Origin of the sequence: Streptomyces sp. 1-11 (genome assembly GCF_007176755.1) — a bacterium.
In the GTDB taxonomy this organism is placed as follows: domain Bacteria; phylum Actinomycetota; class Actinomycetes; order Streptomycetales; family Streptomycetaceae; genus Streptomyces.
In genome coordinates this window covers 902,028-919,644 of sequence record NZ_BJTV01000001.1, presented here as the reverse complement: position 1 = coordinate 919,644, position 17,617 = coordinate 902,028, and the positions used below count along the sequence as shown (strand labels likewise).

Annotated in this window: 17 protein-coding genes and 2 rRNA genes; 16 read left to right on the top strand and 3 right to left on the bottom strand. The window is 72.1% G+C overall.

Annotated elements, in window-relative coordinates; genetic code table 11:
* The 11 genes from TNCT1_RS04325 to TNCT1_RS04275 form a co-directional block, all read left to right on the top strand.
* Positions 1–102 (top strand): 23S ribosomal RNA (locus TNCT1_RS04325); the annotation flags it as partial.
* Between the two features lie 85 nt (positions 103–187).
* A 5S ribosomal RNA gene (gene rrf, locus TNCT1_RS04320) occupies positions 188–304 on the top strand.
* A gap of 71 nt (positions 305–375) precedes the next feature.
* Positions 376–1,020, top strand: a complete 645-nt coding sequence (locus TNCT1_RS04315; RefSeq protein WP_143628220.1) for an HAD family phosphatase — start codon at positions 376–378, stop codon at positions 1,018–1,020.
* Positions 1,021–1,113: 93 nt separating this feature from the next.
* Positions 1,114–1,890: a VC0807 family protein gene (locus TNCT1_RS04310; protein WP_235902306.1), complete on the top strand. Its 777-nt coding sequence runs from the start codon at positions 1,114–1,116 to the stop codon at positions 1,888–1,890.
* An 86-nt stretch (positions 1,891–1,976) separates the two neighbouring features.
* Positions 1,977–3,191: an MFS transporter gene (locus tag TNCT1_RS04305; protein WP_143628218.1), complete on the top strand. Its 1,215-nt coding sequence runs from the start codon at positions 1,977–1,979 to the stop codon at positions 3,189–3,191.
* On the top strand, positions 3,142–4,314 hold the full coding sequence (locus tag TNCT1_RS04300) for an acetoin utilization protein AcuC (protein ID WP_143628216.1): 1,173 nt from the start codon (positions 3,142–3,144) through the stop codon (positions 4,312–4,314). Before TNCT1_RS04305 ends, TNCT1_RS04300 begins: the two co-directional genes overlap by 50 nt.
* A gap of 85 nt (positions 4,315–4,399) precedes the next feature.
* Positions 4,400–5,215, top strand: coding sequence for a phosphatase (locus TNCT1_RS04295; protein WP_143628214.1), 816 nt, complete (start codon positions 4,400–4,402; stop codon positions 5,213–5,215).
* A 128-nt stretch (positions 5,216–5,343) separates the two neighbouring features.
* Positions 5,344–5,556, top strand: a complete 213-nt coding sequence (locus TNCT1_RS04290) for a helix-turn-helix domain-containing protein (protein ID WP_004984898.1) — start codon at positions 5,344–5,346, stop codon at positions 5,554–5,556.
* A gap of 133 nt (positions 5,557–5,689) precedes the next feature.
* Entirely contained in the window at positions 5,690–5,788 is a 99-nt protein-coding gene (locus TNCT1_RS04285) for a 30S ribosomal protein bS22 (protein ID WP_003948845.1), read from the top strand.
* A gap of 239 nt (positions 5,789–6,027) precedes the next feature.
* Positions 6,028–7,089: an NAD-dependent epimerase/dehydratase family protein gene (locus tag TNCT1_RS04280; protein ID WP_143628212.1), complete on the top strand. Its 1,062-nt coding sequence runs from the start codon at positions 6,028–6,030 to the stop codon at positions 7,087–7,089.
* Positions 7,090–7,103: 14 nt separating this feature from the next.
* The gene (locus tag TNCT1_RS04275) at positions 7,104–8,159 is read left to right on the top strand and encodes a lysophospholipid acyltransferase family protein (RefSeq protein ID WP_143628210.1); all 1,056 of its coding nucleotides are present in this window, start codon (positions 7,104–7,106) and stop codon (positions 8,157–8,159) included.
* 94 nt (positions 8,160–8,253) lie between these two features.
* On the opposite strand, the gene TNCT1_RS04270 is transcribed toward TNCT1_RS04275, so the two are convergent.
* From TNCT1_RS04270 to TNCT1_RS04260, 3 genes are all read right to left on the bottom strand, one after another.
* Complete coding sequence (locus TNCT1_RS04270) at positions 8,254–9,474, bottom strand: DUF5667 domain-containing protein (RefSeq protein WP_143628208.1); 1,221 nt, start codon at positions 9,472–9,474, stop codon at positions 8,254–8,256.
* 234 nt (positions 9,475–9,708) lie between these two features.
* Positions 9,709–10,488, bottom strand: coding sequence for an ECF subfamily RNA polymerase sigma factor, BldN family (locus TNCT1_RS04265; protein WP_143628206.1), 780 nt, complete (start codon positions 10,486–10,488; stop codon positions 9,709–9,711).
* A 351-nt stretch (positions 10,489–10,839) separates the two neighbouring features.
* Complete coding sequence (locus tag TNCT1_RS04260) at positions 10,840–11,760, bottom strand: HAD family phosphatase (protein WP_143628204.1); 921 nt, start codon at positions 11,758–11,760, stop codon at positions 10,840–10,842.
* A 94-nt stretch (positions 11,761–11,854) separates the two neighbouring features.
* On the opposite strand from TNCT1_RS04260, the gene TNCT1_RS04255 reads away from it, so the two are divergent.
* The 5 genes from TNCT1_RS04255 (at position 11,855) to TNCT1_RS04235 (ending at position 17,566) form a co-directional block, all read left to right on the top strand.
* Entirely contained in the window at positions 11,855–12,151 is a 297-nt protein-coding gene (locus TNCT1_RS04255) for a glutaredoxin family protein (protein ID WP_174266134.1), read from the top strand.
* Positions 12,152–12,394: 243 nt separating this feature from the next.
* Positions 12,395–13,159, top strand: coding sequence for a redox-sensing transcriptional repressor Rex (locus TNCT1_RS04250; RefSeq protein WP_143628200.1), 765 nt, complete (start codon positions 12,395–12,397; stop codon positions 13,157–13,159).
* On the top strand, positions 13,156–14,868 hold the full coding sequence (locus TNCT1_RS04245) for a glutamyl-tRNA reductase (protein WP_143628198.1): 1,713 nt from the start codon (positions 13,156–13,158) through the stop codon (positions 14,866–14,868). Before TNCT1_RS04250 ends, TNCT1_RS04245 begins: the two co-directional genes overlap by 4 nt.
* Complete coding sequence (gene hemC / locus TNCT1_RS04240; protein WP_143628195.1) at positions 14,865–15,860, top strand: hydroxymethylbilane synthase; 996 nt, start codon at positions 14,865–14,867, stop codon at positions 15,858–15,860. Before TNCT1_RS04245 ends, hemC begins: the two co-directional genes overlap by 4 nt.
* On the top strand, positions 15,857–17,566 hold the full coding sequence (locus tag TNCT1_RS04235) for a bifunctional uroporphyrinogen-III C-methyltransferase/uroporphyrinogen-III synthase (RefSeq protein WP_143628193.1): 1,710 nt from the start codon (positions 15,857–15,859) through the stop codon (positions 17,564–17,566). The genes hemC and TNCT1_RS04235 overlap by 4 nt, the downstream gene beginning before the upstream one ends.
* Positions 17,567–17,617: the final 51 nt, after the last annotated feature.

Here is a 17,617-nt window from a genome sequence, read left to right as displayed (position 1 = left end):
ATGGGGTAAGGCTCCCAGTAGACGACTGGGTTGATAGGCCGGATCTGGAAGCCAGGTAACTGGTGGAGGTGACCGGTACTAATAGGCCGAGGGCTTGTCCTCAGTTGCTCGCGTCCACTGTGTTGGTTCTGAAACCACGAACAGCCCCATGTGCCACACATGGTTTGGCTTGACAGTTTCATAGTGTTTCGGTGGTCATAGCGTGAGGGAAACGCCCGGTTACATTCCGAACCCGGAAGCTAAGCCTCACAGCGCCGATGGTACTGCAGGGGGGACCCTGTGGGAGAGTAGGACGCCGCCGAACAAATATTGGGAAAACCCCCGCATCGAAAGATGCGGGGGTTTTCTGCGTTCAGGGTCCATTAGGGTCTGGGTATGCGCTACGACCTCGTCATCTTCGACAACGACGGCGTCCTCGTGGACAGCGAGCCGATCTCCAACCGGCTCCTGGCCGCCTATCTGACGGAGCTGGGGCACCCGACGACGTACGAGGACTCCATCCGGGACTACATGGGGTCGGCGATGCACCGGATCCACGACCTTGTCCTGGAACGGACGGGGGAGCGGCTCCCGGACGACTTCGACGACGTCTTCCACGCTCGCGTGTTCGCCGCGTTCGAGCGGGAGTTGCGGCCCGTCGCCGGCGCCGGCGGGGTGCTGGAGAAGCTGGCCGCGGACGGGGTGCCGTACTGCGTGGCGTCGTCCGGGAGCCATGAGCGGATCCGGGTGGGCCACCGGACGACGGGACTCGACCGCTGGTTCACGGAGGACCGGATCTTCAGCTCCCAGGACGTCGGACGGGGCAAGCCGGCCCCCGACCTCTTCCTGTACGCGGCCGAACGGATGGGCGCCGCCCCCGAGGCCTGCCTGGTGGTGGAGGACTCCCCGCTGGGGGTCCAGGCGGCCGTGGCGGCCGGGATGGACGTGTACGGGTTCACCGCGATGACCCCGGCGGAACGGCTCAGCGGCGCCGGTCAACTCTTCTCCAGCATGGGCGAGTTGGCTGACCTGCTGGTATGACGGGCGCCACCGGCCGGTGCCTGACATCTGTCATGCGGACCTACGGACGATCGTTCCTACCGCCGGGCCCCGCCCGGCGGCGAACCTTGGAGCATGACGAAGACCACGGGGAACCAGGACCGGACCGAGAACCCGAGCCGCGGGCAGCGCACGGGCAGACTGCGGACCTTCGAGCCGCTGCTGGTGGACGTCGCGCTGCCGATCGGCTCGTACTACCTCCTCAAGGGCGCTCTCGGGATGGGCACCTTCGGGGCGCTCGCCTGGAGCAGCGTGGTGCCCGCGGTGCGGACCGTGTGGAGCGTGGTCAGGGAGCGGACGGCCAACGCGTTCGCCCTCCTCACCCTGGTGGTGAACGTCGTCAGCCTGGTGGCCGGCTTCGTGTCCGGCGACCCGCGGCTGATGCTCGCCAAGGACGGCGCCGTCAGCAGCGCCCTGGCGATCGGCATCCTCGTCTCGGTGGCGCTCGGCAAGCCGGCCATGACCGCCGGGATGAAGCCCTTCCTCGTCAAGGGCGACGCGGCCCGTGAGGCCGCCTGGGATCGGCTGGCCGGGGGGACGGCGGCCGGCTCGGAGGCCTTCCGCCGCAAGGAGCGGACCTTCTCGCTGGTGTGGGGCACCGCGCTGCTGCTCGAGTGCGTCGCACGGGTCGTCGGCGCCTACACCGTCCCGGTCGACACCATGGTCTGGCTCGGCACGGTCGTCATCGCGGTGGTGCTGACGGCGGCGTTCGTCGTCGGCGGCGGGCTCGCGGCCGAGCCGATGGCGCGGCTGCTGACCGCCGAGGCCAGGACGGGCGGCGCCGGAGCGGACGCGGGCGGGACGGAGGCCGGCGGGGCCGGTCCGCGGCACGGTCTCGCCGTCGCCGCCTGAACCGCACCGGCGGACGGGGAAGCTGAACGAGATTCATCTTTGGCTGGATCTACCCACAGGTAGCCCGGGGCCCTACGCTCGCCGCCATGACTGATGTGCTGCGGCGCGGCAGGGCCTCGCTGGCGTTCGGCTTCTTCGCCCAGGGCGCCGCGTTCGCCCTGCTGGTGACGCGCATCCCGGCCATCCAGGACCGCTACGGGATCTCCGACACGCTGCTGCCGGTCTTCTTGGCCGCCGTTCCGATCCTCGCCGGAGCCGGCAGCGTGGCGACCGAGCACCTGGTGAAGCGGATACGGCCCAGCCGGCTGCTGCGCTGGTCGCAGCCGGTGGTGCTGCTGGCCCTTGTCGGCGTCGGGGCGGGCGACCGGATGGCCGGGGTGGCGGTGGCCCTCGGGGTGTTCGGGCTGGCCGTGGGCGCGCTGGACGCCTCGATGAACATGCTCGGGGTGAGTCTGCAGCGGACCTACGGGCGCAGCATCATGCTGAGCTTCCACGCGGCCTACAGCCTGGGCGGCATCGTCGGCGCCTCGCTCGCCTGGGCCGGGGCGCACTGGCACCTCGCGCTGTGGGTGTCGTACCTGCCGGTGGTGGCGGTGCTGCTGCCGGCGACGCTGGTGGGCAGCCGGTGGTACGTCGACGCGGTCGCGGAGCCCGCGGCGGAGCGGCAGGCCGGGCCGGGCGGGGGCGTCGTCTTCAAGCTGCTGCTGCCGCTGTGCCTGGTCATGACGTTCGCCTACATCGGGGACTCGACCGTCTCCAACTGGAGCGCGAAGTACCTGAAGGACGTGCTGGGCAGCTCGGAGCAGCTCGCGACCGTGCCGTACAACGTGTACATGGTGACCACGCTGGCCGGGCGGGCGATCGGGGACTTCGGGGTACGGCGGTTCGGCGCGGCCGCGGTGGTCCGGCTCGGGGCGCTGGTGGCGGCGGGCGGGTTCGCGGTGGTGGCCGTCGCGCCGGACGCGTGGCTGGGGATGCTCGGGTTCACCCTGCTGGGGCTCGGCCTGTGCGTGCTGGTGCCGCAGACGTTCGCGGCGGCCGGCCGGCTGTTCCCGGGCGCCTCGGACGCGGCGATCGCACGGCTCAACATCTTCAACTACGTGGGTTTCCTCGTCGGTTCGCCCCTGGTGGGCGCGCTCGGGGACGCCTGGAGCTACCGCGGGGCGATGCTCGTGCCGATGGCGCTGGTGCTGGTGACCCTCGTGTACGCCAGGTCGTTCGCGGCTCAACCGGACCGATACGGTGGCGGGCATGAGCGGCCGCGCACAGCTGATGTGGGACGAGGCAGTAACGGGCTATGACTTCGGCCCGGGCCATCCGATGGATCCGGTCCGGCTGGAGCTGACCCGGAAGCTGGTGGGCGCCTTCGGGCTCGACCGGGAGCTGCGGGTCGTCGCGGCGAAACCGGCCGGGGAGTCGACGCTGCGGCTGGTCCACCGCCCGGACTACATCGAGGCCGTGAAGGCGGCGTCCGCCGATCCGCGCTCGGCCCGCGGGGAGTACGGGCTCGGCACGGAGGACGACCCGGCGTTCGCCGGGATGCACGAGGTGTCGGCGCTGATCGCGGGCCAGTCGGTGGGGGCCGCGGAGGCGGTGTGGCGCGGGGACGCGCTGCACGCGGTCAACTTCACGGGCGGGCTGCACCACGCGATGCCGGGCGGCGCGTCGGGGTTCTGCATCTACAACGACGCGGCGCTGGCCATCGCGCGGCTGCTGGAGCTGGGCGTCGAGCGGGTCGCCTACGTGGACGTCGACGTGCACCACGGGGACGGGGTGCAGGCGGCGTTCTGGGAGGACCCGCGGGTGCTGACGATCTCGATGCACGAGCATCCCCGCACGTTGTTCCCGCAGACCGGGTGGCCGCAGGAGACCGGCGCTGGGGCGGGGGAGGGCACGGCCGTGAACGTGGCCCTGCCGGCCGGCACCGGGGACGCGGGATGGGTGCGGGCGTTCCACGCGGTGGTGCCGGAACTGCTCGCCGGGTTCCGGCCGCAGGTGCTTGTCTCCCAGCACGGGGCCGACACGCACTTCGAGGATCCGCTGGCCCACCTCGCGGTGTCGCTGGACGCGCAGCGGGCGGTGCAGGTGGCGTGCCACGAGCTGGCGCACGAGCACGCGGACGGGAAGTGGGTGGCGCTGGGCGGCGGCGGTTACGCGGTGGTCGAGGTGGTGCCGCGGTCGTGGACGCACCTGGTGGGCATCGCGGCGGGACGGGAGGTCGATCCGGCGGCGGTGATCCCCGAGGAGTGGCGGCAGGAGGTGTTCGCACGGACCCGGCAGCCGGCCCCGCGGCGGATGACCGACGGGCGGTGGCCGGTGTCGCACGCGTCGTGGGAGTCGGGCTACGACCCCGCCGACCGCTTGGACCAGGCGGTGCTGGCCACCCGCCGCTCGGCCTTTCCGCTGCGCGGGCTGCTGCCCTGAGCGTCCGGGGTGCCCGCTGGGCCGACCGTGCGGTGTTCCGCCGTTCCGCCTCCGCGTCGCCGCCGAGTGCGTCACCATCGCACCCGTGCTGACCGTCGACGGCCTTCGCGCGCATCTGCTGGCTTCCCGGCTGGCCGGGGAGATCGGGACCTCGCGTGAGGTCAGTCTGCGCCGGTACCGGCTGTTCGCGGCCCGCGATCCGCGGGTGCTGATCGGAATCGACCCCGAGGCGCCCTGGGGGCAGCGGGAGCTGCTGGCCCTGATGGTGCGGAGGTGCGGTGTCTCGGCCGACCCCCGGTACACCGCCGGCCCGGACGTGATCGATCCGGAACGGACGCTGGCCGCGCTGGACGCGTTCGCCGAGCGGATCGGAAGCGTGGCCCGGCGGGGCGCGCCGGTGCTGCTGGGCACCGGGCATCCGCACCGGCTGCTCGGGTTCTACGGCCGCTTGGCGGACGCGTTGTCGGCGGCGGGATGTGAGGTGCTCACCCCGGCGCAGGGTCGCTGTGTCGACATATTGACCCGGTTCGGTCTACGCACGCACCGCGTCGACTACGTCCGCGGGGTTGGCCTGGTGCGGGAACCGGGGAGCGGGCGCCCCGGTCGTGAGCCGGGTGCGCACTGCCACTCACCCTTGCCGGTTCGGGTCGCGCTGGCCGCGGCCGCGGAGGCCGGCGGACCGCTGCCCGAGCTGGTGATCGGTGACCACGGCTGGGTCTGCGGTGCTGGTCAGCTCGGGTTCGAGGCGATCGGCCTGGCCGACACCGACGATCCGGCGCTGTTCGTGGGGGAGGCGCAGGGGGCCGTGTCCGTGGCCGTTCCGGTTGACGACGGGATGCCGTCTGGTCACTACCTGCCGCTGGCCCGCTACGTACTCAATCGAGCCTGTCTGTCACAGTAGCCGACGATGGGTGCACCTCTTCCCCACTCGCATCATGCGCCCCTACATTGGGGAGTGAGCACGCAACGACGAAGAGTCACCGGAAGGGGAAGCCGGTGGCCGTCGAGTGCGGAAGGTTCAGGTGTGTCATGGCTGCAGCTGGCGAAAGGCCTCTGAACGAGGTTCAGTTCCTTACCGTGGCGGAAGTCGCCTCGGTGATGCGAGTGTCGAAGATGACCGTGTACCGGCTGGTGCACAGCGGTCATCTGCCCGCGATCCGGGTCGGGCGGTCCTTCCGCGTCCCGGAGCAAGCGGTACACGAGTACCTCCGCGAGAGTTATGTGGGGGTGGAGACGGCCTGACGGCGCTCGGGGAGACCCCGAGCAACCCCTCGATTACAAGCTCGGCGCTCGACCGGGTAGGCTGACCCCTCGTAGGTCGTGTGGGCCCATGGCGCCCAAACAACCGAGTGATGAGAAGTGAGCGAGGGTAGTCGTGGGCTCTGTTATCAAGAAGCGGCGCAAGCGGATGGCCAAGAAGAAGCACCGCAAGCTGCTCAAGCGCACGCGCGTTCAGCGCCGCAACAAGAAGTAAGCGGCACCGCGAGAGCGTGTTCTGTGGCCCCCCGCCTGGAAAAGGCGGGGGGCCACAGTCGTGTCCGGAGCCGGCGCCGGCCGGGCTCAGGAGGCCGCGGCATATTCCGACTGGGGAAAAGTGGTCACCACGCGCATCGGGTGGCCATCACAGCGCAACATCCAACCGCTAAGTTTGCCGACACGGGGAACGCGGCAGGGACCGGTTTCCGCACGAGGTCGGGAAGGAAGGCGCTGATCTTGGGCAAGGTCGTGCTCGTCACCGGAGTGGCCCGGCAGCTGGGCGGCCGGTTCGTCCGGCGGATCCAGCGTGACACGGACGTGGACCGGGTGATCGCCGTGGACGCGGTGCCGCCGGCGCACCACCTGGGCGGAGCCGACTTCATCCAGGCCGACATCCGGCAGCCCGGCATCGCCCGGGTGCTCGCCGAGACGGGCGCCGACACGGTCGTCCACCTGGACGTGACCGGAACCGCGCTGGGCGGCGGCAGCCGGGCCACGGTCAAGGAGACCAACGTCATCGGCACCATGCAGCTCCTCGGCGCCTGCCAGAAGTCGCCGACCGTGCGGCGGCTGGTGGTGAAGTCCAGCACCAACGTGTACGGGTCGGCGCCGCGCGACCCGGCCGTGTTCACCGAGACGACCCCGGCCAAGGCGCTGCCCAGCGGCGGGTTCGCGAAGGACACGGTGGAGGTCGAGGGGTACGTGCGCGGGTTCGCGCGGCGGCGGCCGGACGTCGCCGTGTGCGTGCTGCGCTTCGCCAACATCCTCGGGCCGGCCGCCGACACCCCGCTCGCCGCGTACTTCGCGCTGCCGGTGCTGCCGACCGTGTTCGGCTACGACCCGCGGCTGCAGTTCGTGCACGAGGACGACGTCATCGACGTGTTGCGGCTGGCCTCCCACGAACCGCGCCGGGGCACCCTGAACAGCGGCACCTTCAACATCGCCGGGGACGGCGTGCTGCTGCTCTCGCAGTGCTCGCGGCGGCTCGGGCGGCCCACGGTCCCGTTGCTGCTGCCCGCCGTCACCTGGGCCGGCTCATTGGTGCGTACGCTGGGGATGACGGACTTCTCACCGGAACAGATCCGGCTGCTCACCCACGGCCGGGTGGTGGCCACCGACCAGATGCGCGAGACGCTGGGCTTCCAGCCGAAGTACACGACGGCGGAGGCCTTCGCGGACTTCGCGAGCGGCCAGGGCCCGGGCCTGCTGCCGCCGGATGCCCTCGCGGGGGCCGTGGACCGGGTCGCGGCGCTCGCCGCCAAGGGCGGCGGGCACCTCCCGACGCAGAGCGCCAACTGAGGAGCGCAGCAACGATGGCGGACGCCAAGGTCATTCCGTTCGACGACGACCGGTCCCGCGGGAGCGCCGCCCAGCGGTCCGCGCGGCGCCGCGGCACGGGCAACCGGCGCGGGGCGGCCGGGGAGGCCGGTCCGGTCCGCGAGGTCCAGCCCCTGCCCACCTCGGCGGCCGCCCAGGACGACGTCCCGGTGACCGGGAAGGGCCGGCCGCCCGGCCGGCCGGACGACGACGGCGGACTGGAGCGGCGTGTCGCGAGCGGCCTCGCGTTCCTGCGCCGCCGGCTCACCGGGGACTACGAGGTCGACGACTTCGGCTACGACGAGGAGCTGACCGACCAGGTCCTGATGTCGCTGCTGCGGCCGGTGTACGAGAAGTACTTCCGGGTCGAGGTGAAGGGCGTCGAGAACATCCCGGCCGAGGGCGGGGCGCTGATCGTCGCCAACCACTCCGGGACGCTGCCGCTGGACGGCCTGATGATGCAGGTCGCCGTGCACGACAACCACCCGGCCGGCCGGCACCTGCGGCTGCTGGCAGCCGACCTGGTCTTCGTGCTGCCGCTGGTCAACGAACTCGCCCGCAAGCTGGGCCACACCCTCGCCTGCGCGGAGGACGCCGAACGGCTCCTGGCGCAGGGCGAACTGGTCGGCGTGATGCCGGAGGGCTTCAAGGGCATCGGCAAGCCGTTCAGCGAGCGGTACAAGCTCCAGCGTTTCGGCCGCGGCGGTTTCGTCTCCACGGCCCTGCGGCAGGGGGTGCCGATCATCCCGTGCTCGGTCGTGGGCGCCGAGGAGATCTACCCGATGCTCGGCAACGCCAAGACCCTGGCGCGGCTGCTGGGCTTCCCGTACTTCCCGCTGACGCCGACCTTCCCGTGGCTCGGGCCGCTCGGGGCGATCCCGCTGCCCACCAAGTGGACCATCCAGTTCGGCGAGCCGATCCCCACGGACGGCTATCCGCCGGAGGCGGCCGACGACCCGATGCTGATGTTCAACCTGACCGACCAGGTCCGCGAGCAGATCCAGCACACGCTGTACAAGCTGCTGGTGCAGCGGCGGTCGGTGTTCTTCTGAGCGGTGTCCACCGGGTACGGCGACGGGGGCGGCCCCTGCTCGGATAGGGGCGCCCCCGTCGCTGTCGTACCGCGCTGGTCGGTGCTGGTCCGCGCTAGTCCGCGTTCTGGCTGTCGATGCCCAGACCGGGCAGCAGGCCCGGGAGGAGCGGTGGAAGCGTGACGTCCGGCGCGCTCGTCGGGGGCTTGCCGGTGGTCGGGGAACCACCGTCGCCGCCGAGCTTCGGCGGGTCGAGCAGGCCGCCCGTGTCGCCCCCGATCAGGCCGCCGCCGCTGTCGTGGGTGGCCGGGCCGGTGGGGGTGCCGGAGCTGGTGTGCTCCCCCGCGGACGGCGTGCCGCCGCTGCTGGGCGCCGTCGGGTGCTGGCTGCCGGTGGCGCCGGTGGACGCCTTGCCGGAGCCCTGCCGCTTGCCGTCGCTCGTCGACGCGGGCGGTTGCGGCAGCAGGGACTGCAGCGGGGCGACCTCCTCGTCTATGGCGTCGAAGACCGACGACACCTCCTGTTTCACGTCGCCGAGCTGCAGGGGCAGCCTGTCGCTCAGCGCGCTCCAGGCGTCCCGGTGCGACTGGGAGAAGCTGGACAGCGCCTGGATCGGGCCGAGCGAGTCCGGGTCCCGTTCGTAGGCCTCGTGCAGCAGGCGGTGTCCCTCGGTGACGTCGTTCCGCATCCCGGCGAGGGTGCGGCGGATCTCGCCGATGGACTCGTGGTCGAGCTGGCCGCCGCGGCCGCGCTCCATCAGCCGGCGGGCCTCGTTCAGCCGGGTGGAGGCCTGGTCGAGGTACGTCTGGCCGCGCTGGCCGTCGCCGTCGCTCAGGTAGTTGAGCCGGAAGTCCTCGATGCCCCGCTTGAGGCCGTAGAGCGAGTCACCGGGCAGCGCGTCGGAACTCGCGGCGGCGACTCCGCCGAAGGCCCCGGCGGCCACGCCGACGCTCAGTCCGCCGGCCGCGAGCCCCTTGGTCAGTTTCGAACGCGGCCGGAGCTTGCCCAGCGGGCTCGCCCGGTGCGCACCGCGCCCGCGCGAGCGCTGCTCCGGTACGGCTGTGTCCGCCGCCCCGCCCTCCTGGAGCATGGCCTCCATCGCGGCCACGAGCTGGGCGCGCTGGACGACCTTGACCTCGGGGTCCAGCTCCGGCCTTGGCAGCGCGCCGAGGTCCGCTGCCAGGGCCAGGAGCTCGCCCCGCTCGGACTGTTCCTCGGTGGTCGGCGGCGATCCCGCCGGTGCGGACTGCTCGGCCGCCGTGTCCCGGTCGGACTGCTCCTCCAGGGCCTGGGCGAAGGCGTTCGCCCGCCGGTGCGCCGATACGTTCGCGATCACTGGCGGCACCTCCTCTCGTCATGACGGTCGACTCCCCAGGGGGTCCTGAGGGTTGCACGCCCACGACCTCTTCCACACGATCGAGCGAGGGGTCGGCCAGGGCGTGACCACAGGGAGCCTGTATCCCGCACAACGAGCGGTCCGGCACTTGGGTTACGGACGGCGGAGGATCGGGTCGGAAAGTCAACGGGCGTCAACTCGACGTTAGTTGATGATGGCTGAGCGTGTTCGGCGTCAGCGGGCGTCGTCCGGCAGGAGCCGGGCGAGCGTCCGCACGGCGCGGTACTGGAGGGTCTTGATGGCGCCCTCGTTCTTGCCCATCACCCGGGCGGTCTCGGCGACCGAGAGGCCCTGCAGGAAGCGCAGCGTCACGCACTCCTGCTGCTGGGGGTTGAGCCGGCGCACGGCGTCCAGCAGCGCGGCGTTGGAGAGCGACTCCAGCACGGAGTCCTCCGGAGAGCGCTCGACCTCGTTGGCGTCGAGCATCTCGCCGGTGGTGACCTCCAGCCGGAACCGGCTGGACTTGAAGTGGTCCGCCACCAGGTTCCGGGCGATCGTCACCAGCCAGGCGCCGAAGTCGCGGCCCTGCCAGGTGAAGGTGCCGATCCTGCGGAGCGCCCGCAGAAAGGTCTCACTCGTCAGGTCCTCGGCGGTCGCCTTGCCGCCCACCCGGTAGTAGATGTACCGGTACACCGTGTCGCTGTACTGGTCGTAGAGGCGGCCGAAGGCCTCGGCCTCGCCGGCCTGGGCGCGCTCCACGAGGTCCATCATCCGGGCGCTGTCGCTGTCCGCGGCCGGGCGGCGGGTGGTGGCCGCGCCGGTCGCGCGGCCGCGTCTGCCGACCGCGGCGCTGCCCTCGGCCAGTGCGTAGCACGGGCCCAGGGGGGCGGCGGTGGCGAAGGCGGGGACGGCGTACGCGGTGGGGACTACGCCGCGCAGCGTCTCTTTGACCGCCGCGACCGTCGCGCGCAGCGTAGCCAGGCCCGAGGCGTCAACCCCGACGTGTGGGTACACGGGACTCCCAGAGGCAGAGCTTCCATCACGTGCAGTGCGGAACCGTTCACCCGTCGTAGCGACGGAGGGGTACCGGATTGCGTCTGAGGAGAATAACGCTTCGTGCAGGCACTGCTACACCGAGTTGCTCAAACTGTCGATTGCGTCGCTTCTGTTACCGATTGACGGTCTCTCAGGCGTCACAACGTGATCGGTTGGCGATCGGAAAAGGGCATGTTTCGGCGAAGTGCGGGGTCTACGGGGACCGGGCGGCATAATCCGGGGTTCGCCGCACCATCCAGGCGTGTCGCCGTCGTCCGCGGTCCGCGTCGTCCGCGGGCCGGTCGCGCGGCGGCCGGCGGCCCGCGGCCGCTACCGGCGGCGGCGGCTCAGGGCGATGGCCGCGGCGGTGCCGCCGGCGACCGCGCCGACGCCCGCCGCCGCCGGGATGCCGACCTTCGCGGCCTTGCGGCCGGTGCGGTAGTCCCGCAGGCGCCAGTCCTGCTCGCGGGCGTGCTTGCGCAGCTTGGCGTCGGGGTTGATCGCGTACGGGTGGCCCACGAGCGACAGCATCGGGATGTCGTTGTGGCTGTCGCTGTAGGCGGCGCAGCGGGACAGGTCCAGGCCCTCCGCCGCGGCCAGCGCGCGTACCGCCTCCGCCTTGGCCGGCCCGTGCAGGGGCTCGCCCACCAGCTTGCCGGTGTAGACGCCGCCGACCGACTCCGCGACCGTGCCCAGCGCGCCGGTCAGGCCGAGGCGGCGGGCGATGACCTGGGCGATCTCCACGGGGGCCGCGGTGACCAGCCACACCTTCTGGCCGGCGTCCAGGTGCGCCTGGGCCAGCGCCCGGGTGCCCGGCCAGATGCGGTCGGCCATGTACTCGTCGTAGATCTCCTCGCCGATGGTCTCCAGCTCGGCGACCCGGTGGCCCTTGACGATGGAGAGCGCCGAGTCGCGGGCCTCCTGCATGTGCTCGGGGTCCTCGACGCCGGCCAGCCGGAACCAGGCCTGCTGCCAGGCGAACCTGGCGAGGTCGCGGGTCTCGAAGAACTTCCGCTTGTACAGCCCGCGTCCGAAGTGGAAGAGCGCGGCGCCCTGCATCACGGTGTTGTCGAGGTCGAAGAAGGCGGCGGCCCTGTCGTCGCCGAGGACCGGGAACACCGGTTCCGGTACGGCGGCCGGCGGGGCTTCCCGCGAGGACTTGCGGGCGGCCTCAGCCGAGGCCTCGCCTGCCAACACGCTCCGCGCCGTGGCGGAGCGCCTACGGGGGGTGAGCCATCCGAGAGCGGCCATGGCGTGAGCATAGCCAGTTCGTCGGGAGGTTCCGGAGCCGCCGGGTTCGAAGGGTGTGAACTCTGCGCGACCGGGTCATTGACGAGGGGCGAGAATGGCCCGTATGAGCCCCCTCTTCCGGCGCAACGCCGCCCCCCGGGAACGACTGGTCACGCTCATCCGCAAGCCCGGCTGCCACCTGTGCGACGACGCGCAGGCCGTGGTCGAGAAGGTCTGCGGGGAACTCGGCGTCCCGTGGGAGCAGAAGGACATCACCCAGGACCCGCGGCTGCACGACCAGTACTGGGAGCAGATCCCGGTGGTCCTCGTCGACGGCAGCCAGCACACGTTCTGGCGGGTAGACGAGGTTCGGCTGCGCAGGGAGCTGACCGGCGGCCGAGCCGGAAACTGACCGACTGGTACAACAAGCGTACGGAGGTCGCTTAGGATCGTTGGAGATTTGGTCTCGGGGGCGGGATTCACGAGGAGTGTCGAGGTTTTGCCCCCACGAATGACATGCGTGACCCCGGTCACGTTGGCCGGGCAAATCGGACACCATCTTTGTGCACGCGTTCACAAAGGCATAGCCTGCAGGGGACGGGGCGGTCTGGGGACGTATGACCGCCTGCAGCCCCGCTCTACCCGCAGGAGCACCGTGGCAACTGGCCGAACTCACCGACCGGCGACCCGCAGCCGAGGGATTCCCGAGGCCACCGTCGCCCGGCTTCCGCTGTACCTCCGCGCGCTGACCGCACTGTCGGAGCGCTCGGTGCCCACGGTCTCCTCCGAGGAGCTGGCCGCGGCGGCGGGGGTCAACTCCGCGAAGCTGCGCAAGGACTTCTCGTACCTGGGCTCGTACGGAACCCGCGGTGTCGGCTACGACGTGGAGTATCTCGTCTACCAGATCTCCCGGGAACTGGGCCTGACCCAGGACTGGCCGGTCGTGATCGTCGGTATCGGCAACCTCGGCGCCGCCCTCGCCAACTACGGCGGGTTCGCCTCGCGTGGTTTCCGGGTGGCCGCGCTGATAGACGCCGACCCCGCGATGGCCGGTAAGCCGGTCGCCGGCATCCCGGTGCAGCACACCGACGAACTCGAGAAGATCATCAAGGACAACGGCGTCTCGATCGGCGTGATCGCGACCCCCGCCGGCGCCGCCCAGCAGGTCTGCGACCGGCTCGTGGCCGCCGGTGTCACCTCGATCCTGAACTTCGCGCCGACCGTGCTGTCCGTCCCGGACGGCGTCGACGTGCGCAAGGTGGACCTCTCCATCGAGCTGCAGATCCTCGCCTTCCACGAGCAGCGCAAGGCCGGCGAGGAGACCGCCGCGGGCGACGGCGCCGGGCCCGCCGCCACCGCCCGTGACACCTCCAGCGACCAGGGACCCGACGGGGACGTCCCCGCCGTGATGCCGGCATGAGCCTCCTCGTCGTCGGGCTGAGCCACCGCAGCGCGCCGGTCAGCGTGCTGGAGCGGGCCGCGCTGAACGCGGACGCCCAGGTCAAGCTGGTCCAGGACACGGTCGCCGCGGAACCGGCCACCGAGGCCGCGGTGCTCGCCACCTGCAACCGCATCGAGCTGTACGCCGACGTGGACAAGTTCCACGCCGGTGTCGCCGAGCTGTCCACGCTGCTCGCCCAGCACAGCGGGGTCGGCCTCGACGAACTGACCCCGTACCTCTACGTGCACTACGAGGACCGGGCCGTCCACCATCTGTTCTCGGTGGCCTGCGGCCTGGACTCGATGGTGGTCGGCGAGGGGCAGATTCTCGGCCAGATCAAGGACTCCCTGGCCCGCGCCCAGGAGCTGCACACCGCGGGCAGGCTGCTGAACGACCTGTTCCAGCAGGCCCTGCGGGTCGGCAAGCGCGCCCACTCCGAGACCGGCATCGACCGCGCCGGCCAGTCGCTCGTGACCTTCGGCCTGGAGCAGCTCGCCGTCGGCGGCGCCGTCGAGGAATGGGCCGCGGGGCGCAGGGCGCTGGTCATCGGCGCCGGGTCGATGTCCTCGCTGGCCGCCGCGACGCTCGCCCGTGCCGGGGTCGCCGAGGTCGTCGTCGCCAACCGCACCTTCGAGCGCGCCGAGCGCCTCGCCCGGATACTCACCGAGGGCGACGACACCGCGGTGTCCGCGCGCGCGGTGCCGATGGCCGCCGTGCCGGACGAGCTGACACGTGCCGACGTCGTCGTCTCCTGCACCGGTGCGACGGGCCTGGTGCTGACCGCCGAGTCGGTCGCGCAGGCGGTCGAGGGCCGGACCGGGGGCGACGCCGCCGAGACCGCCGACGACGCCGCCCGCGCCTCCGCGGGGACCGCGCCTTCGCCCGCCACCGGCACGGCCGGCGCCACCGAGGAGAACTGCCCGCTCGACCTGGCCGCCGTGCAGGGCTCGACCGGCTTCTCCGTGCACGGCGAGGCCGCCGTGGCCGGCCTGGACGCGGCCACCCTGGAGCAGCACGGGGCCTGGGTCGCGGGCGGCGCCGTGGACCGCCGGGAGACCGCCCGGCGCAGCCCCGAGGCCGACGCCGAGCTGATCACCGCGCTCGCCGCGACCGCCGCCAGCGTCGGCCGCATCCCCGAGCTGCGCAGGCCCGAACCGGTCGCCGTGATCCCGCGTCCGGCCCCGGCCCTGTTCCTCCTCGACCTCGCCATGCCGCGCGACATCGACGCGGCCGTGCACCGGCTGGCCGGGGTGCGTCTTGTGGACATCGAGTCCCTCGCCGACGCCTCCGCCGACGCACCGATGGCCGCCGACGTGGACCAGGTGCGGCGTATCGTCTCCGACGAGGTCGCGGCCTTCGGCGCGGCACAGCGGGCGGCGCACATCACGCCGACCGTGGTCGCGTTGCGCACCATGGCCGCCGACGTCGTCGCCGGTGAGATCGCGCGGCTCGACGGCCGCCTGCCCGGCCTGGACGAACGCCAGCGCGGCGAGATCCGGCAGGCCGTGCACCGGGTCGTGGACAAGCTGCTGCACGCGCCGACCGTACGGGTCAAGCAGCTCGCGGCCGAGCCCGGCGGCGCCGGGTACGCGGACGCGCTGCGCACCCTGTTCGACCTCGACCCCGAGACGGTGGCCGCCGTCTCCCGGGCCGTGGACAGCACAGACGAGAAGGACCGACCGGCATGACACAGAAGGCTTTGAGGCTGGGGACCAGGCGCAGCAAGCTCGCCATGGCCCAGTCCGGGCAGGTGGCGGACGCCGTCCGCCGGGTGACCGGGCGCGCCGTCGAGCTGGTCGAGATCACCACGCACGGCGACGTCTCCCGCGAGCACCTCACCCAGATCGGCGGCACGGGCGTGTTCGTCGCGGCGCTGCGCGACGCGCTGCTCGGCGGCGAGGTGGACTTCGCGGTTCATTCGCTCAAGGACCTGCCGACCACGCAGCCCGACGAACTGGTCCTGGCCGCCATACCGGTGCGCGAGGACCCGCGCGACGTGCTCGTCGCCAGGGACGCGCTGAAGTTCACCGACCTGCCCCGCGGCGCCCGCGTCGGCACCGGGGCCCCGCGCCGCATGGCGCAGCTCAACGCGTACGCCCGCGCACACGGACTGGACATAGAGACGGTCCCGATACGCGGCAACGTCGACACCCGGATCGGTTTCGTGCGGGACGGTGAGCTGGACGCGGTCGTCCTGGCCGCCGCCGGACTGAACCGCATAGGCCGGATCGACGAGGTCACCGACTTCCTGTCGGTCGACACGGTTCTGCCCGCCCCCGGCCAGGGGGCCCTGGCGATCGAGTGCACCGCGGACGCCGCGGACCTCCTCGCCGCGCTGGGCGAGCTCGACGACCCGTTCACCCGGGTCGCCGTGACCGCCGAACGGTCACTGCTCGCCGCCCTGGAGGCCGGCTGCAGCGCCCCTGTGGGCGCGCTGGCCGACCTGCCCCCGCTCTCGGCTCCGCTGGAGCGGGAGGCCCCCCGGGCCGACGGGCAGATTGTCAAGGAAATGCGCCTGCGGGGCGTCGTCGGCACGACCGACGGCACTCGCATGGTGCAGCTGTCCACCACCGGTCCCGTGCCCCAGACGCACGACCAGGCGATGGCACTCGGGCGCGAACTCGCCACCGAGATGCTCGACCAGGGCGCGGCCGGTCTTATGGGGGAGCGAGCACATTGAGCCCCACCACCCTTCCCACCGGCCTGGAACACGGGCACGTCACCTTCCTGGGTGCCGGACCCGGGGATCCGGGACTGCTGACTCTGCGCGCCGTGGAGGCGCTGTCGAACGCGGACGTCCTGATCGCCGAGCACGACGTGCTCGACGTGATCCGGACGCACGCCCGGCAGGGCGTGTCCGTCGTGCCGATGGACGCGGACTCCTCCTCGGTGTCACCACCGGGCACGGGCGCGCCGCAGCTCACGGTCGTTGACGGCGCGTCAACAACCGCTGCGGTCCCGACTCCTGCCCGGGATGCCGCTCATCTTGTCATGGAGGCCACGCGGGGCGGCAGGCGGGTCGTCCGTGCGGTGTCCGGGGACCCGGGACTTGATACGTACGCGGCCGAGGAAATGCTCGCCTGCGCGGCAGCCGGTGTGCCCTTCGAGGTCGTGCCGGGCGTGGCGGCCGCCGTCGGGGTGCCCGCGTACGCCGGTGTGCCGCTGCGCGACCCGCACGGCGCGGACGTCCGGTTCGTGGACGCCCGGACCGCCTCCGACCGCTGCTGGACGGAGGTGGGCGCCTCCGACGGCACGGTGGTGGTCTCCACGTCGCTGGACTCGGTGGCCGCGGCGGCCGCCGAACTGGTGTCCGCGGGCCGCAAGCCGGACACCCCGCTGACCGTCACCGTCGCCGGTACGACGACCCGGCAGCGCACCTGGACGGCGACGCTCGGCACCATCGCCCAGACGCTGAAGCAGGCGAAGGTGCTGCCGTCCCCGGACGGCGGCCGGCCCGTGATAGCCGTGGTCGGCGAGCGCAGTGCCGCCGCCCAGCGCGACCAGCTGTCGTGGTTCGAGTCCAAGCCGCTGTTCGGCTGGAAGGTGCTCGTGCCGCGCACGAAGGAGCAGGCGGCGTCGCTCTCCGACCAGCTTCGGTCCTACGGCGCCGTGCCGCACGAGGTCCCGACCATCGCGGTGGAGCCGCCGCGCACCCCGCAGCAGATGGAGCGCGCGGTCAAGGGCCTGGTCACCGGCCGGTACGAGTGGATCGCCTTCACGTCCGTCAACGCGGTCAAGGCGGTGCGCGAGAAGTTCGAGGAGTACGGTCTCGACGCCCGTGCCTTCGCGGGCATCAAGGTCGCGGCGGTCGGCGAGCAGACCGCGAAGGCGCTGATCGCCTTCGGCGTGAAGCCGGACCTGGTGCCGAGCGGCGAGCAGTCGGCGGCCGGTCTGCTGGAGGACTGGCCTCCGTACGACCCGGTCTTCGACCCGATCGACCGTGTCTTCCTGCCCCGGGCCGACATCGCCACCGAGACACTGGTGGCCGGTCTGATCGAGCTGGGCTGGGAGGTCGACGACGTCACGGCCTACCGGACCGTGCGGGCCTCGCCGCCTCCGGCGGAGACCCGCGAGGCCATCAAGGGCGGCGGCTTCGACGCGGTGCTGTTCACCTCGTCCTCGACCGTGCGGAACCTGGTGGGCATCGCCGGCAAGCCGCACAACGTCACGGTGATCGCCTGCATCGGCCCCGCGACGGCCAAGACGGCCGAGGAGCACGGCCTGCGCGTCGACGTCATGGCTCCGGAACCGTCCGTCCACAAGCTGGCGGAGGCGCTGGCCGACTTCGGCGTGAAGCGCCGGACGGCCGCCCTGGAGTCCGGGGACCCGGTGACCCGGCCGAGCGAGCGGCGCCCGGGTGCGCGCAGGCGTCGCTCGACGACCTGAGCGGCTGAGGCAGTGAGGTGACGGGGCGCGCCGCTCGGCGCGCCCCGTCGT

Excerpts from the sequence above, each read along its gene's own strand:
- TNCT1_RS04290 (WP_004984898.1), top strand. The coding sequence starts at position 5,344 with ATGGCTGCAGCTGGCGAAAGGCCTCTGAACGAGGTTCAGTTCCTTACC.
- TNCT1_RS04310 (WP_235902306.1), top strand. The coding sequence starts at position 1,114 with ATGACGAAGACCACGGGGAACCAGGACCGGACCGAGAACCCGAGCCGC.
- TNCT1_RS04315 (WP_143628220.1), top strand. The coding sequence starts at position 376 with ATGCGCTACGACCTCGTCATCTTCGACAACGACGGCGTCCTCGTGGAC.
- TNCT1_RS04245 (WP_143628198.1), top strand. The coding sequence starts at position 13,156 with ATGAGCCTCCTCGTCGTCGGGCTGAGCCACCGCAGCGCGCCGGTCAGC.
- TNCT1_RS04305 (WP_143628218.1), top strand. The coding sequence starts at position 1,977 with ATGACTGATGTGCTGCGGCGCGGCAGGGCCTCGCTGGCGTTCGGCTTC.
- TNCT1_RS04255 (WP_174266134.1), top strand. The coding sequence starts at position 11,855 with ATGGCCCGTATGAGCCCCCTCTTCCGGCGCAACGCCGCCCCCCGGGAA.
- TNCT1_RS04275 (WP_143628210.1), top strand. The coding sequence starts at position 7,104 with ATGGCGGACGCCAAGGTCATTCCGTTCGACGACGACCGGTCCCGCGGG.
- TNCT1_RS04300 (WP_143628216.1), top strand. The coding sequence starts at position 3,142 with ATGAGCGGCCGCGCACAGCTGATGTGGGACGAGGCAGTAACGGGCTAT.
- hemC (WP_143628195.1), top strand. The coding sequence starts at position 14,865 with ATGACACAGAAGGCTTTGAGGCTGGGGACCAGGCGCAGCAAGCTCGCC.
- TNCT1_RS04260 (WP_143628204.1), bottom strand. The coding sequence starts at position 11,760 with ATGGCCGCTCTCGGATGGCTCACCCCCCGTAGGCGCTCCGCCACGGCG.